The following is a 12,833-nucleotide window of genomic DNA, read 5'->3' as shown; positions in this document are numbered from 1 at the left end:
ATTTTGTGAATATTTATTCATATTTATTATGAATTTACTTAATACATATAAAATATTTATGGATGTGTGATTGTGGCGGAAAAAAAATCTCAGGGCGTCAAATGGCTCCCATTTATTCTTATTCTGGTTATCGCCGCCGGACTGTGGCAGCTAACGCCCCCTTCCGGGTTAAGCGCGCCGGCCTGGCATTCCGCGATTATTTTTGTCGCAACGATCGCCTCTATCGTGGCGAAAGTGCTGCCTATTGGCGCGGTCGGTATTATTGGTATCACCGTCTTTGCGCTCGCCTATGCTGCCGGCGACAAAACGGCCAGCGGCGCGATTACCACGGCGTTGAGCGAGCTGAACAGTTCGCTGATCTGGCTTATCGTCGTCGCCTTTATGATTGCCCGTGGGTTTATCAAAACCGGGCTGGGTCGGCGTATCGCCCTACAAATGATCCGTCTGTTAGGTAAACGAACGCTGGGTCTGGCTTATGGTCTGGCGTTTGCCGATCTGATCCTCTCCCCCGCGATGCCCAGTAACACCGCGCGCTGCGGCGGCGTGATTTACCCGATCGCCGACTCGCTGGCGCGCAGCTTTGATTCACATCCGGAAGATGAGTCTCGCAGCAAAATCGGCACCTTTCTGATCACCTGTATTGGCAATGTTAACGACGTCACCGCCGCACTGTTTATGACCGGTTATACGGGTAACCTGCTGGCGGTAAAACTGGCGGCGAACGCCGGCGTTACGTTGAGCTGGGGAAGCTGGTTTATCGCCGCGCTCCTGCCTTGCCTGGTCTCTTTTCTTATCGTCCCGCTGCTGGTCTACTGGCTGACGCGTCCGGAAATTAAACATACGCCGGATGCGCCGGATTTGGCGCGCAAAGAGCTGGCGCAAATGGGCAGTATGACGCGCGGCGAGTGGCTCATGCTGGCGACCGTCGGCGTGTTGCTGGTGCTATGGATTTTTGGCAGCTCGCTTGGCGTGGATGCCACGACGGCCTCTTTTGTCGGTCTCTCGATTTTATTACTGAGCGGCGTGCTCACCTGGGAAGACGTTAAAAGCGAAAAAGGCGCCTGGGATACGTTGATTTGGTTTGCCGCGCTGCTGATGATGGCTAACCAGTTGAAGAAACTAGGATTCACCAGCTGGTTTGGCAACCTGATTGGCGACAGCATCGGCAGTACGATGCATGGAACTAGTTGGATAATCATTCTGCTGCTGCTTAACGCAGCCTATTTTTATACCCACTATTTTTTCGCCAGCGGCAACGCGCAAATCGCCGCGCTGTATGCGGTATTTCTGGGTGTCGGTCTGCATCTGAATATACCGGCAGCGCCGATGGCGCTTATGCTGGCGTTTACCAGCAGCCTGTACTGCTCTCTTACGCAGTATACCCACGCACGCGGCCCCATTCTTTTTGGCGCCGGCTATGTACCGACGGGCGTCTGGTGGCGAACGGGATTTATTATCAGCCTCTTTAATCAGGCGGTCTTTTTGACAGTCGGCCTCGCATGGTGGAAAGTGTTAGGGTTGTATTAAACGCTTAACGCATCGATAAGCCCCTCGGTTAACGGAGAAATGGAATGACCTGCATTTTCTGTCAAATAGTTGAAGGTAAAGCACCTTGTCATAAAGTTTGGGAAGATGAGCATCACCTGGCTTTTTTGTCGATTTTTCCGAATACCGATGGGTTTACCGTAGTGATCCCGAAAAAACATTACCCCAGCTACGCGTTCGATCTACCGCCGCAGGCGTTAGCGGACCTGATGCTGGCGACCCAAAAAGTGGCTAAGAAACTGGATAAAGCTTTCCCGGATGTCAGTCGTACGGGAATGTTCTTCGAAGGTTTCGGCGTAGACCATGTGCACAGTAAATTAAGCCCCATGCACGGTACTGGCGATTTAACCCACTGGAAACCGATTGAATCGCGGCAGAATAAATTTTTCGAACAGTATGAAGGATATCTGTCGTCACACGATCATAAACGGGCTGATGATGAAAAACTGGCCGCGCTGGCGGCCAGAATTCGTGAGGCATAAATACGGAGCACTTTTGCCGGATGGCGGTGTAAGCACCTTATCCGGCCTACAAAACTGTGCTATTCATAGACCTGATAAGCGCAGCGCCATCAGGCATTATACCTTAGATTATATACTTCTTATCTATTTTAATATATCAACCCTGGTAGGTTAAATATTACGGCGCGTGGCTAAATATTTCGTACAAAAACCATCCAGGAATAGCGGCAATAACACCCATTAAAATTATCCCTGCAAGAGTCATTTGCCTGTCTTCACGTTTTTCCATATTACATGCTTTAATAGCCATTATGAATATAACAACAGCTATTATAGCAATTACGATAAAACAGGGAATAATAATCATACCCATGATATCCCCTCCTCTGGGGCTGTGTGCAAGCATCATGCCTTAATCATTAAGGTAATATATAATTAATTTATACAATCAATAATATTGAAATAAAATATAAAGCTCCCCGTAATTTAGCAATTACTAAAGACCGATACAATATATTTATATGTCTGTTACTTCCAAAAACATTAGCTTCCAGAAGCAACAGATTCAAAGGTAATTAACGCCCTGCGCCTTTCCCGCGCTTCTTATTCGCAGCAAGCCCCTGCCGCTGATGTTCCACTGGCGTATGTTTGGTCAGCGCCGGGCGGGTATTGCGATTCTGGCGACGCGCTTCGCGCATCTCTTCAATGGTCGGCGCAGGCACCAGACACTCACGGCGACCGCCAATCAAATGCTTTTTCCCCATCGCTTCCAGCGCCTGGCGAATCAGCGGCCAGTTCGCCGGATCGTGATAACGCAGCAGCGCCTTATGCAGGCGACGTTGCCTGTCTCCCTTCGGCACCACCACATCTTCACTCTTATAACCAATTTTACCCAGCGGGTTTTTGCCGGTGTAATACATGGTGGTCGAATTCGCCAACGGCGACGGGTAGAAGTTCTGCACCTGATCCAAACGGAAGCGGTGGCGCTTGAGCCACAGCGCCAGATTCACCATATCCTCGTCCCGCGTGCCCGGATGCGCGGAGATAAAATATGGGATCAGATACTGCTCTTTTCCGGCCTGTTTAGAGTAAAGGTCAAATAACTCTTTAAAGCGATCGTAGCTGCCCATACCCGGCTTCATCATTTTCGACAGCGGACCTTCTTCAGTATGCTCCGGCGCAATCTTCAGATAGCCGCCCACATGATGGCTTGCCAGCTCTTTAATGTAGCGAGGATCTTCTACAGCGATGTCGTAGCGCACGCCGGAGGCAATTAAGATTTTCTTAATGCCTTTCAGCTCACGGGCGCGGCGATAAAGATTGATCGTCGGCGTATGGTCAGTATCCATATGCGGACAGATATCCGGATAGACGCATGACAGGCGACGACAGGTCTGCTCCGCACGCGGCGACTTACAGCGCAGCATATACATGTTCGCGGTAGGACCGCCCAGATCGGAGATCACGCCGGTAAACCCCGGCACCGTGTCGCGGATCGCTTCGATCTCGTTGATAATAGAGTCTTCCGAGCGGCTCTGAATGATGCGCCCTTCATGTTCAGTGATCGAGCAGAAAGAGCAGCCGCCAAAGCAGCCGCGCATGATATTGATCGAAAAGCGGATCATCTCATAGGCCGGAATACGGGCATTGCCGTAAGCCGGGTGCGGCACACGCTGATACGGCAGCGCAAACACGCTATCCATCTCTTCAGTGGAGAGCGGTATGGCGGGCGGGTTGATCCAGACATAGCGGTCGCCGTGTTTTTGCATCAGCGCCCGCGCGCAGCCAGGGTTAGTTTCGTGATGCAGAATACGCGACGCATGGGCGTACAGCACCTTGTCGCCTTTCACCTTTTCAAAGGATGGCAGCAGGATATAGGTTTTTTCCCACGGCTTCGGACGCGGCGGCTGCACGGTAATCGCTTTAGCTTCCTGCTTTTTCGGCGCGACCGGCTTGTTATCCGCGCACGGCAGATCCTCGCCATAGGGATGGGGAATTGGATCGATTTTACCCGGCGTGTCCAGACGAGTGGAGTCGACGCCGCTCCAGCCAGGCAGCGCTTCTTTAACCATAATCGCAGTGTTACGCACGTCGCGAATCTGATCGATGGTTTCGCCCATTGCCAGACGGTGCGCCACTTCCACCAGCGGACGCTCGCCGTTGCCGAACATCAGCATATCGGCCTTGGCGTCAATCAGCACCGAGCGGCGGACAGTATCCGACCAGTAGTCGTAATGCGCGGTACGGCGCAGGCTGGCTTCGATACCGCCCAGAATCACCGGCACATCTTTCCACGCTTCTTTGCAGCGCTGGGTATAGACCAGCGTCGCGCGGTCCGGGCGCTTGCCCGCTACGTTGTCCGGGGTGTAGGCGTCGTCGTGACGCAGCTTACGGTCGGCGGTGTAGCGGTTAATCATCGAGTCCATGTTGCCAGCGGTGACGCCGAAGAACAGGTTCGGTTTGCCCAGACGCATAAAGTCGTCTTTGCTGTTCCAGTCCGGCTGGGCGATGATCCCCACGCGGAAGCCCTGAGCTTCCAGCATACGGCCACAGATCGCCATGCCGAAGCTCGGATGGTCGACATAGGCGTCGCCGGTTACCAGAATGATGTCGCAGCTATCCCAGCCAAGTTGATCCATCTCTTCACGTGACATCGGCAAAAACGGCGCCGGCCCAAAGCAGGCGGCCCAGTACTGCGGCCAGGAGAAAAGGTCGCGATCCGGTTGGATCAGGGAGATAGCGCTCATAATGCTTCCAAAAATGGTAAAAAAATAATCAAAGACCGAGGATTATAAGCCGGAATGGGAGAGAAATCGAATTGATTGGTGAGGCTGCACTCTGTAGCGGGGCCGATTGCCTGCCCCGCCGGTTATCGTACTTATGGACGAGCAGGCATATCTGCTACTTTGATAATAGGATTTTGTTCTTCGAGCAAATTCAGCAGTACCGGCGTGACATGATACATGGATTCTGCAATCATGATTTTCCCTCGCAGGGTGATTTTCTTTCCTATAAACCGTTGATAATAGTTGTATTTTTCAGGAGGAATAATGAGCTGGACATAGCGATCCCAGTCAGGTTGATCCGTCATGGCCCCTGCCACACACTGAAGGTTTATTGTTTTTAATTCGAGATCTTTATCCGAGTGTTGGCCTTGATTATCTTCAATGACGTGCTCGCGTTTGACCATCATACCTTCCAGTTCAATCGTGTCACCCTCTTTGTTGCAGGAAGAATCAAGGTTCACATAAGTGAGAACATATTTCCCTTTCTTTTCATCAAACTCAAAAGTGGAATTATAATAAATACCTAAAGGTTCGCTGTATAAAAAGGAGTAGCGCTTATAGCTCTCGATATCGCGTTGACAGTTTCCGCCGCCATTGATCATTAAGTCTCTGTATTTTTGCCATACTTTTTCTAAATTGATTGGCTGATCTGCGCCAGTCGTAAGGTATTCTGCCGTATTGTCCATGACATATTTGATATTATTCGCTTTCAGCGCCTCACAAAAATCGGTTGTGTTCTGAATATACAGCGCCTTTTTACGCTGTGACTCAGGAGAAAGCAGCTCTTTGAGGAGTTTGATATTACGATGCTCTGTCTCGGTAATGAGGTAATCAACGTTCGCATAGCGTGGGCGATACCACGACTGCTGTCGGAAGTACCGTTCCATCTCACCGCCCGGTCTGAAAATATAACCGTGGCGAGCATAAATCTCATTAAGCATAATTTTAAGATCGGCTATCGAGGTTGCGCGGGTTTGCACGCTTCTTACAGGAAGCCAGGTCCGCGAGGCTTCAGGAAATCGGCCTTCCAGCGTAATGCGCTTTATCTGCGGTGCGAAAGCAAGATAGCTGCCGTAATCCATCAGCGTTCCCTTTGTCCCCATGGGAATGAGCCCTTTTCTTTTAGGCGTCACGAGAAAATCGATACAGCGCATATGTTCACTTCCAGTAATCACCGAATGGTCATTCTCTTGTTCAAAAAACTGGATGTCACACCACGGCGCGCCACTCATCGTAGAAAAATCGTCAGGAACCACGCGCTGCCATTTTCGAACGTCGGGCAACTCAGCGTAAAACCCAAGCCACTCATCTGCAGTGGCGGTATAATCATCGTTTTCGCTGCCATAAAAGGGTTCGCGACTGTCACCGAAAAAGGTAAAGTCATTAAGCGTGTAGTCTGTGACCTTGCCCTGAAAATAGATTTTTTTATTTTCGAACTCAGAGCGGAATTTTAGTTCCGCATTAGCTGAGAAGATAAACAGGCACATAAATATAAATAGAAAACATTTTTTCATTATTTACCACTCCCTGTATATCTCTTAACAATCAATGTAACGTTAGAGCCTATCCCATTAGGCTCTTAATTATCAGAGCACGGCATATCATATCAGTCTAAATCGGCGCACTGCTGTGCTAATTTTATACGCACATTGGTACGCCGCGTATCTTCTGGTGGATACACCTTATCGATCATTGCGTTAAGCTTGTTACAGCCCAACCAGGCCATCCGGTAGGCAGTCATCAGGCTATGCCTTTCATCCTGGTAATCAAGGCTGGCTACAATAAGGGCTTCCGGCAACGCCGTATGTTGCTGTTGCATACTTTGCAGTATCCCCGCCAGAATATCCGGCGGCAGCGCGTCCTCTTTCGAGGCTGTATGCAATGTGCGTGAAATCAGGAAATTCCAGCCGTCCGTCAACTTATCCTGAGGGATGTGCTGCCAGTTCAGCATCTGCCCTTTCACCAACGCACGCAGCGTCTCGCCATCCGCATCACTAAACAGCGACGCCAGCAGATTTTTATTCGGATAAACCGATTGCCCCAGCACCTGCGGCGTCAGTTTTATCTGGGCAAGCAGCGCTTTAGTTTGCCCCTGCAACAAGAAATAATATGCGCGATACAGCGGATTTTGCGCTTCACGCCGCTGCCAGAAAAAGGCCAGCGTCTCTTTATCCTGAAGCTGTATCGCCCCCGAATAGGCTTCATCAGTGAGGAGATCGGGCATGACCCGTAGCAGAACGTCGGCCATCTCAAAAAAAGTCTGGCGAAATCCCTCAGGCTTAAAACGGGGCGTGGGGAGATATTCCAACGGATTTTGCTGCCGTACGATGGTGCGATTTGCCTGCGCCTGCGGGGAGTCGCCCGTGAGCTGCTCGCTAAAAATACGCACCGCGGCGATATTGCCACTCTCAAAAGCAGCAAAAAATGGCGCATTGACGAAATAGCCATCTTCCTGCGAGAACCTAAAAGGCGATGCCACACGTGCAGTCAGAGCGCGCAAGCTTTTTTCTGATATGCCTGGCGCTTTTACCGCCTGAACCAGTGTCTGTTCCAACGTACTGTTATCATGGATGCTCTCTAACTGACGCAGGTCGCCAGCCTGAACTTGCCTGAGCAACTGCGCAATATTTTGCTGTTGCCATTGATGGCTAATAGCGCGCCACAGCTCCGGCATCACCGGGCACAGCACCCCAATGAACACAATATGGCACAGTAGCCATGCGGACCACGGCTTGCGCAGCCAGGTTCCCAGCAGCAGCGCGGGCAGCAAGCCCGACCAACTCAGAATCGGCAACAGGAGCATCAACATCCATACCGTGCCTGTTTGGCTCAACAGCTGGGTGTACTGCAACGTGAGTAACAGCAATACCACGAATGCCCACTGTGGTAGTAATACCCACAGCAAAATCTGTCGGCTGCGTTTTTTGAAAAACGTCAGGATCAGCAGTAATACCACCACAGCGGCATACCCCCACGGCAGAATACAAAACATCAGCAGTTCAGAGCCAAGCCATCGATTAATATAATCCATTTACTATTCCTTTAGTCACTTCGCAACTGGCACAGCGCATTCAGCCTTTGTCGCGTATCGTGTAGTACTTGTTCACTCCCCACTACTGAAGCATTCAACACCTCACGTAATTGCTCACAGGAAAGCCCAGCCTGTAAAAAAGCGGCAGGAAACGTCGGTGTCCAGGGAAGATAGTGGGCGATTTGCTCGTTGGATAACGCTTTCTGCGCTTGCATCGCCTTAATGATCTGTATCAGCAATGCGTTCTCTAACGCTCCACCACGCAGTCGCAATATGGCCTGATGCAGAGGCTCATTATTTCCGTCTTCCATTGCTCGTTTCCAGTCCACTACGTTTGCATCAATAAGCGACTGAATCATTACCAGATCGCCATTGCTCAGTATGAAAGTGAGCAGGTTTTCACGATCCCACCTCTCAATCGGCGGTGTGATCAATATTTCTGGATTATGGGTTACCTCGCTTATTAGCGGTTCCGTTTTGGCTAACAACACCATCGCTTCGAGCCTGCGCAGAGGAATAGTGGGCGGATGTTTCTGCCAAAAATAAGCAACCAACTCGGTGTTACGTTGGATAATGGGATAAATATAGACAGCATCATTCAACAGTTCTGGCATAATATTCAGCAATAGCTGGCTGATTTCTAGTCTGTACTGCTCGCGATACTGTGATATATAGTTAGATTTATAAAGCGTCAGCAGTGGATTTTCTTTACGAGCGACAATGTTGCGATTCTCTCTGGCGGAAGATGTCTCGCCCACCAGTTGCTGGCTAAAAAAGCGTACTATCGGTACGTTATGTTGGCGAAGAGCGGTAACAAATGGCGTATAAAGAAATTCGGCGTTCGGGATCGCCGCTTCAGGGCAAGATTCTGCCGCTGTCAAAAATGGCGAAATACCTCGTATTTTAGCCAGATAACGCAATAAATTTTCCGGTGTATCGCGGTGTTCTGCAGCCAGCGTCAAAACACTTGCCAATTGATAACAAGATGCATCCTGCAAAACCTGAACATCCCCCTTCGCGCGCTCAAACAGTCGGGTAATTTTATAGTTATCCCAGTCTTCACCAATGTGGTGCCATAATCGCGGGCCGTCCATCACATAAACGAAAACGAACAAAAAAATAGTATGGGACACGATAGTTCCCAGAATAAAAAATGGAGACTCTCGACTAGAAAAAACAGCAATTATTATCGAGGGCAACAATCCTAATATCAATAAATATACGATATAAATATCTTTTGAATCAATCCTGAATAATCCTCCCCACAGTACACAGACAACGCTCACCTGCGGAAGAACAACACGCAAGAAAACCCGCCGATAGCGCAAAGAATCAAATGCGCCGACAATTAACATCAATAATACAACGCCATAAATACCCCACGCGCTCATCAATATTACTGAATCCCACATCATCCACGCAAATGATTCAACCATAAAGCATCCTTACTTTCCATGCTCACTACCGAGTTCAAATCACTCGTTTCTATTTTCTGATAACACAGCGGGATAAACGCACTAATAACTATAGCCAATACGATGATTGTATATATTGCCCAGCACGGTGGATATTATCATCAACAACAAACTCCATCCGTTTCCCAAATTCATTATTGCCCACTATTTTCCTGATGATAAAACACATCAAACTCAAACTGCCATGAGAAAGGTTCCGGTTTGTTGCTATTATCAAAGGCAACGGCTTGCGCATACAGTTCGTCCGTCAATAATTCCGGTACGACGCTAATCAAACTGGTACAAATATCTCGCGCCAAAAGTTGTTGTTGCAAAAAAGTTTGTTCATCAGCCGTACTATCATTAAAAACACGATTCAGTAGGTCCAATAATGGATTGTTTTGTAAAAGCTGATACCGATATTGCTTTGCCTGTACAGAATCGCCAATAAACCAGGAGGCAAACGCCCCAACAGCAGGACGATTAAGCCGGTCGATAGCCAAAACCAACCAAATTTTTTCAGTTCCGTCCGCAATATCAAAAGGGGAAATGCGTTTTGCGAGATGCTCAATCCGCCTATTCGTCCACCAATCCCCTGCGTTTTGCGGCTGCATTGCTTGCGACATCAAATGATTTAAAAAAGCGCGGTCATCGGTCGTATCGATTTTTCGTAACAGCGTTTCTTCCGCCGCCTGCTGTGCCTGATAGGCATCGCGCCGATGATGCCTCTCGAGAATATCCCCCATGTGCGCTAATAACAGCAGCAATACGACCACATGGCACCCGGCCCAGAGGTGGTGTGGTTGGCGTAATCGGTGGCTAAACAGTAGCGCCAGCAATAAACTAAGCCCCAGTATCCACCCTGCGCCAATCGGGAAGAAAAGCGTTTCATCACCCGCAGAAAACCATAGCAAAAGAACCAGCGTAATCTGTGGCAAAGCAATCCACAGCAACACGCGACGAGGCGTTTGGAACAAAAAAGCCAGGCAAATAACAATGAAGAGCAGAATAAGATAACCGCCTGCAGTAAACACCCAGAACGTCAGCAGCCGCCATCCCTCTTCACTGATTCTCATCGAATATCCCTGGTCCGCCTTTACGACGCTGGATTCACCAGCATTTGCCCAATCGAGCCGCGGTCAGCCATTTCCAGCGTCTGGCTGTTGAAATAGAACGGGAAGTGCGGCCAGGACGGCTGACCGTAGTAGACCAGCAATTCGACTTGCCCATCCACCCAGACGGTATCTTTCCAGCCTCTATCTTCCGGGAACGGCATAGAGCCGTTGACGTTACGAATCAGGAAAGAGACGCCCTCAATATGGAACGACTGCGGCATATCGGCGCGTACCGTCCAGCGCTCCCAGGTGCCTTGTTGGGCGGTAATATCAATGCGATTCACATCCCACAGTTGGCCGTTAATCCCCGGATCGTCGCCAAGACTGATGTCCCGACTGCGGACAGGCGCGCCGCTCATGATCTCCGTCGGCAACAGACGCATCGGCAGATTATCGGTCACCAGCGGCAGCAATCCGGTTGGCCGTAACGTCAGCACCAGGGTCGAAACCAGAATACTGGAAGGCTCAAAGAAACCGCGAATCCGATCGACTATGCTGGCCGCTTCCCCGCAGGTGATCGAGACTTCGTCGCCGTTGGTCATATCAACCAGGATTTCACGTCGCTCGCCGGGCGCCAGTGACAACTGTTTGACGGAAACCGGCGCAGGTAAAAAGCCCTGATCGCCTGAAATCACATGCAGCGCCCGGCCATCGCTCATCTGAAGCTGATAGCGCCGCGAGTTCGAGGCGTTCAACAACCGTAACCGCACCCAGCCGCGGGACACTTCGACATAGGGGCTTTGCGCGCCGTTCACCAGCAGCGTATCGCCGACAAAACCACCGCTTCCCGGTTCGCTGTACTCCGGCGTCCCAAAGTTATCCAGCCGTTTATCCTGGATAATGACGGGAAAATCATCCACGCCGTAATGGTTCGGAATGGGCAGCGTTTTACTGATGTCGTCTTCGACCAGCCACATTCCGGCCAGGCCGTTATACACCTGCTGCGCGGTACGGTTAGGCGTATTAGCGTGATACCACAGCGTGGCGGCGCTCTGACGAATCGGCAACACCGGCGCCCAGTCCGCGTTCGGCGACATCATACGCGCCGGGCCACCCATCAGCGGCCCCGGCACCAGTAAACCAGCAACCGTCATGGAGACATTTTCCACCAGGCGGTTGCTATAGATGAGTTTAACGTCATCGCCTTTCCAGACGCGGATTGTCGGCCCCAGATAACGACCGTTCACTCCCCAGACCGGCGCGCGCGTGCCTTGCGTAAAGGACCAGTGCGCTCGCTGTAGCGTCATAAACAACGGCTGCCCGCGACGGGACTCCAGCAACGGCGGAACAGGCAACGGCTGTTGCTGACCGGCAGCATTCGCCCTGAGGGGAATCGCGCCTGCACATAGTGCGATTCCCGATGCCTGAAGAAACTGACGCCGACTGAATGACATATAAGCTCCATGTAAAACAGGCTAAAGAGTTGTGCCTGAAAAAATGATTTCTACAATAACAGAGTAAGGCTGCTTAAACCTTACCGGTCGCTTCACGTTCCGCAACCTCTTTATCAAGTTCCGCGATTTTTTGCTCCATTAACGCACGGCAGTGGGCCGCCAGCTCGCGAACCTGATCTTTACCATATTCGCTGACGTCGACTGGCGGCAGCATTTCCACAATAACCAGTCCGTTGTTCAGGCGGTTTAGATTGACTTTGTTAGAGGTGTTGGAAACGCAGACAGGAATGATCGGCACACCAGCCGCGATAGCCGCATGAAACGCGCCGGTTTTAAACGGCAGCAGACCGCGTCCCCGGCTACGCGTACCTTCAGGGAACATCCAGATAGAAATACGGCGCTTTTTAAAATGGTTAACCACTGCCGCAATGGTACTATGCGCTTTGGCGCGGTTATTACGGTCAATCAACAGATTACCGGTCAGCCAGTACAGTTGCCCAAAAAACGGGATCCAAAGCAGGCTTTTTTTCCCCACCGTCACCGTTGGCGGCTGCACAATATTCGCCGCCGTGACCATATCATAATTATTCTGGTGGTTAGCAATATAGATAGCATTGCCATAGTTTTCCGCGTCGGCGGGTTTGCGGCACTCCACTTTCAGGCCAAACAGCGGGGCCAGACGGCCGAACATATGTCCAAACGTCGCCACGTGTTTTGGGTTACGTGGGCTGAAAAGGCAGTAAATAGAACCGAAAACACAGACCAGAATGGAGTAAATAACGGTAACAATAAGACGAAAAATATATAGCATAACAACCTCTGAAGGCCTAAGAGCCCGGCATTCTACGTCACCTGAAATTCAGGTTAGGATTTTGGTAAGTGTGGCTCTCTGGAAAAACGTATTGTTAATCGCAATGCACGAATAAACAACGGTTTTACGGGAAATTTTAATGTTAATCCGATCTGAAACCGTAGGCCGGATAAGACGCTACTGCGTCGTCATCCGGCAACGGCAGAGCGCCGGATGGCGGCTTAGATGCCTTGTCC

At 50.4% G+C, this 12,833-nt stretch carries 9 protein-coding genes and 1 pseudogene; 2 read left to right on the top strand and 8 right to left on the bottom strand.

What is annotated here, in order from left to right; translation table 11 throughout:
* Positions 1-41: 41 nt before the first annotated feature.
* Both ACLJR2_RS06125 and ACLJR2_RS06120 read left to right on the top strand, forming a co-directional pair.
* Positions 42-1,527 (top strand): annotated as a pseudogene (locus tag ACLJR2_RS06125) (DASS family sodium-coupled anion symporter).
* 44 nt (positions 1,528-1,571) lie between these two features.
* Complete coding sequence (locus ACLJR2_RS06120) at positions 1,572-2,027, top strand: HIT family protein (protein ID WP_000128244.1); 456 nt, start codon at positions 1,572-1,574, stop codon at positions 2,025-2,027.
* A 157-nt stretch (positions 2,028-2,184) separates the two neighbouring features.
* Here ACLJR2_RS06120 and ACLJR2_RS06115 read toward each other — a convergent pair whose 3' ends face one another.
* From ACLJR2_RS06115 to plsC, 8 genes are all read right to left on the bottom strand, one after another.
* The gene (locus ACLJR2_RS06115) at positions 2,185-2,379 is read right to left on the bottom strand and encodes a hypothetical protein (protein ID WP_000525382.1); all 195 of its coding nucleotides are present in this window, start codon (positions 2,377-2,379) and stop codon (positions 2,185-2,187) included.
* A gap of 202 nt (positions 2,380-2,581) precedes the next feature.
* Positions 2,582-4,753 (bottom strand): YgiQ family radical SAM protein, encoded by a 2,172-nt coding sequence (locus tag ACLJR2_RS06110; protein ID WP_001274467.1) that lies wholly within the window; start codon positions 4,751-4,753, stop codon positions 2,582-2,584.
* 131 nt (positions 4,754-4,884) lie between these two features.
* Positions 4,885-6,306: a DUF4459 domain-containing protein gene (locus ACLJR2_RS06105; protein ID WP_001534178.1), complete on the bottom strand. Its 1,422-nt coding sequence runs from the start codon at positions 6,304-6,306 to the stop codon at positions 4,885-4,887.
* A 92-nt stretch (positions 6,307-6,398) separates the two neighbouring features.
* Positions 6,399-7,823: a hypothetical protein gene (locus ACLJR2_RS06100; protein WP_000384558.1), complete on the bottom strand. Its 1,425-nt coding sequence runs from the start codon at positions 7,821-7,823 to the stop codon at positions 6,399-6,401.
* Positions 7,824-7,834: 11 nt separating this feature from the next.
* The gene (locus ACLJR2_RS06095; protein WP_306292697.1) at positions 7,835-8,743 is read right to left on the bottom strand and encodes a hypothetical protein; all 909 of its coding nucleotides are present in this window, start codon (positions 8,741-8,743) and stop codon (positions 7,835-7,837) included.
* A gap of 689 nt (positions 8,744-9,432) precedes the next feature.
* On the bottom strand, positions 9,433-10,353 hold the full coding sequence (locus tag ACLJR2_RS06090) for a hypothetical protein (protein WP_001222782.1): 921 nt from the start codon (positions 10,351-10,353) through the stop codon (positions 9,433-9,435).
* A 20-nt stretch (positions 10,354-10,373) separates the two neighbouring features.
* On the bottom strand, positions 10,374-11,786 hold the full coding sequence (gene ftsP, locus ACLJR2_RS06085) for a cell division protein FtsP (RefSeq protein ID WP_000010663.1): 1,413 nt from the start codon (positions 11,784-11,786) through the stop codon (positions 10,374-10,376).
* Between the two features lie 73 nt (positions 11,787-11,859).
* On the bottom strand, positions 11,860-12,597 hold the full coding sequence (gene plsC, locus ACLJR2_RS06080; RefSeq protein ID WP_000965730.1) for a 1-acylglycerol-3-phosphate O-acyltransferase: 738 nt from the start codon (positions 12,595-12,597) through the stop codon (positions 11,860-11,862).
* Positions 12,598-12,833: the final 236 nt, after the last annotated feature.

This window comes from Salmonella sp. SAL03688 (genome assembly GCF_046551895.1).
GTDB classification, from domain to species: domain Bacteria; phylum Pseudomonadota; class Gammaproteobacteria; order Enterobacterales; family Enterobacteriaceae; genus Salmonella; species Salmonella enterica.
This window is presented reverse-complemented; position numbering and strand designations above follow the sequence as displayed.

Bases quoted from the DNA above. Each gene is read 5' to 3' on its own strand.
- ACLJR2_RS06120 (WP_000128244.1), top strand. From the start codon at position 1,572: ATGACCTGCATTTTCTGTCAAATAGTTGAAGGTAAAGCACCTTGTCAT.
- ACLJR2_RS06115 (WP_000525382.1), bottom strand. From the start codon at position 2,379: ATGGGTATGATTATTATTCCCTGTTTTATCGTAATTGCTATAATAGCT.
- ACLJR2_RS06110 (WP_001274467.1), bottom strand. From the start codon at position 4,753: ATGAGCGCTATCTCCCTGATCCAACCGGATCGCGACCTTTTCTCCTGG.
- ACLJR2_RS06105 (WP_001534178.1), bottom strand. From the start codon at position 6,306: ATGAAAAAATGTTTTCTATTTATATTTATGTGCCTGTTTATCTTCTCA.
- ACLJR2_RS06100 (WP_000384558.1), bottom strand. From the start codon at position 7,823: ATGGATTATATTAATCGATGGCTTGGCTCTGAACTGCTGATGTTTTGT.
- ACLJR2_RS06090 (WP_001222782.1), bottom strand. From the start codon at position 10,353: ATGAGAATCAGTGAAGAGGGATGGCGGCTGCTGACGTTCTGGGTGTTT.
- ftsP (WP_000010663.1), bottom strand. From the start codon at position 11,786: ATGTCATTCAGTCGGCGTCAGTTTCTTCAGGCATCGGGAATCGCACTA.
- plsC (WP_000965730.1), bottom strand. From the start codon at position 12,597: ATGCTATATATTTTTCGTCTTATTGTTACCGTTATTTACTCCATTCTG.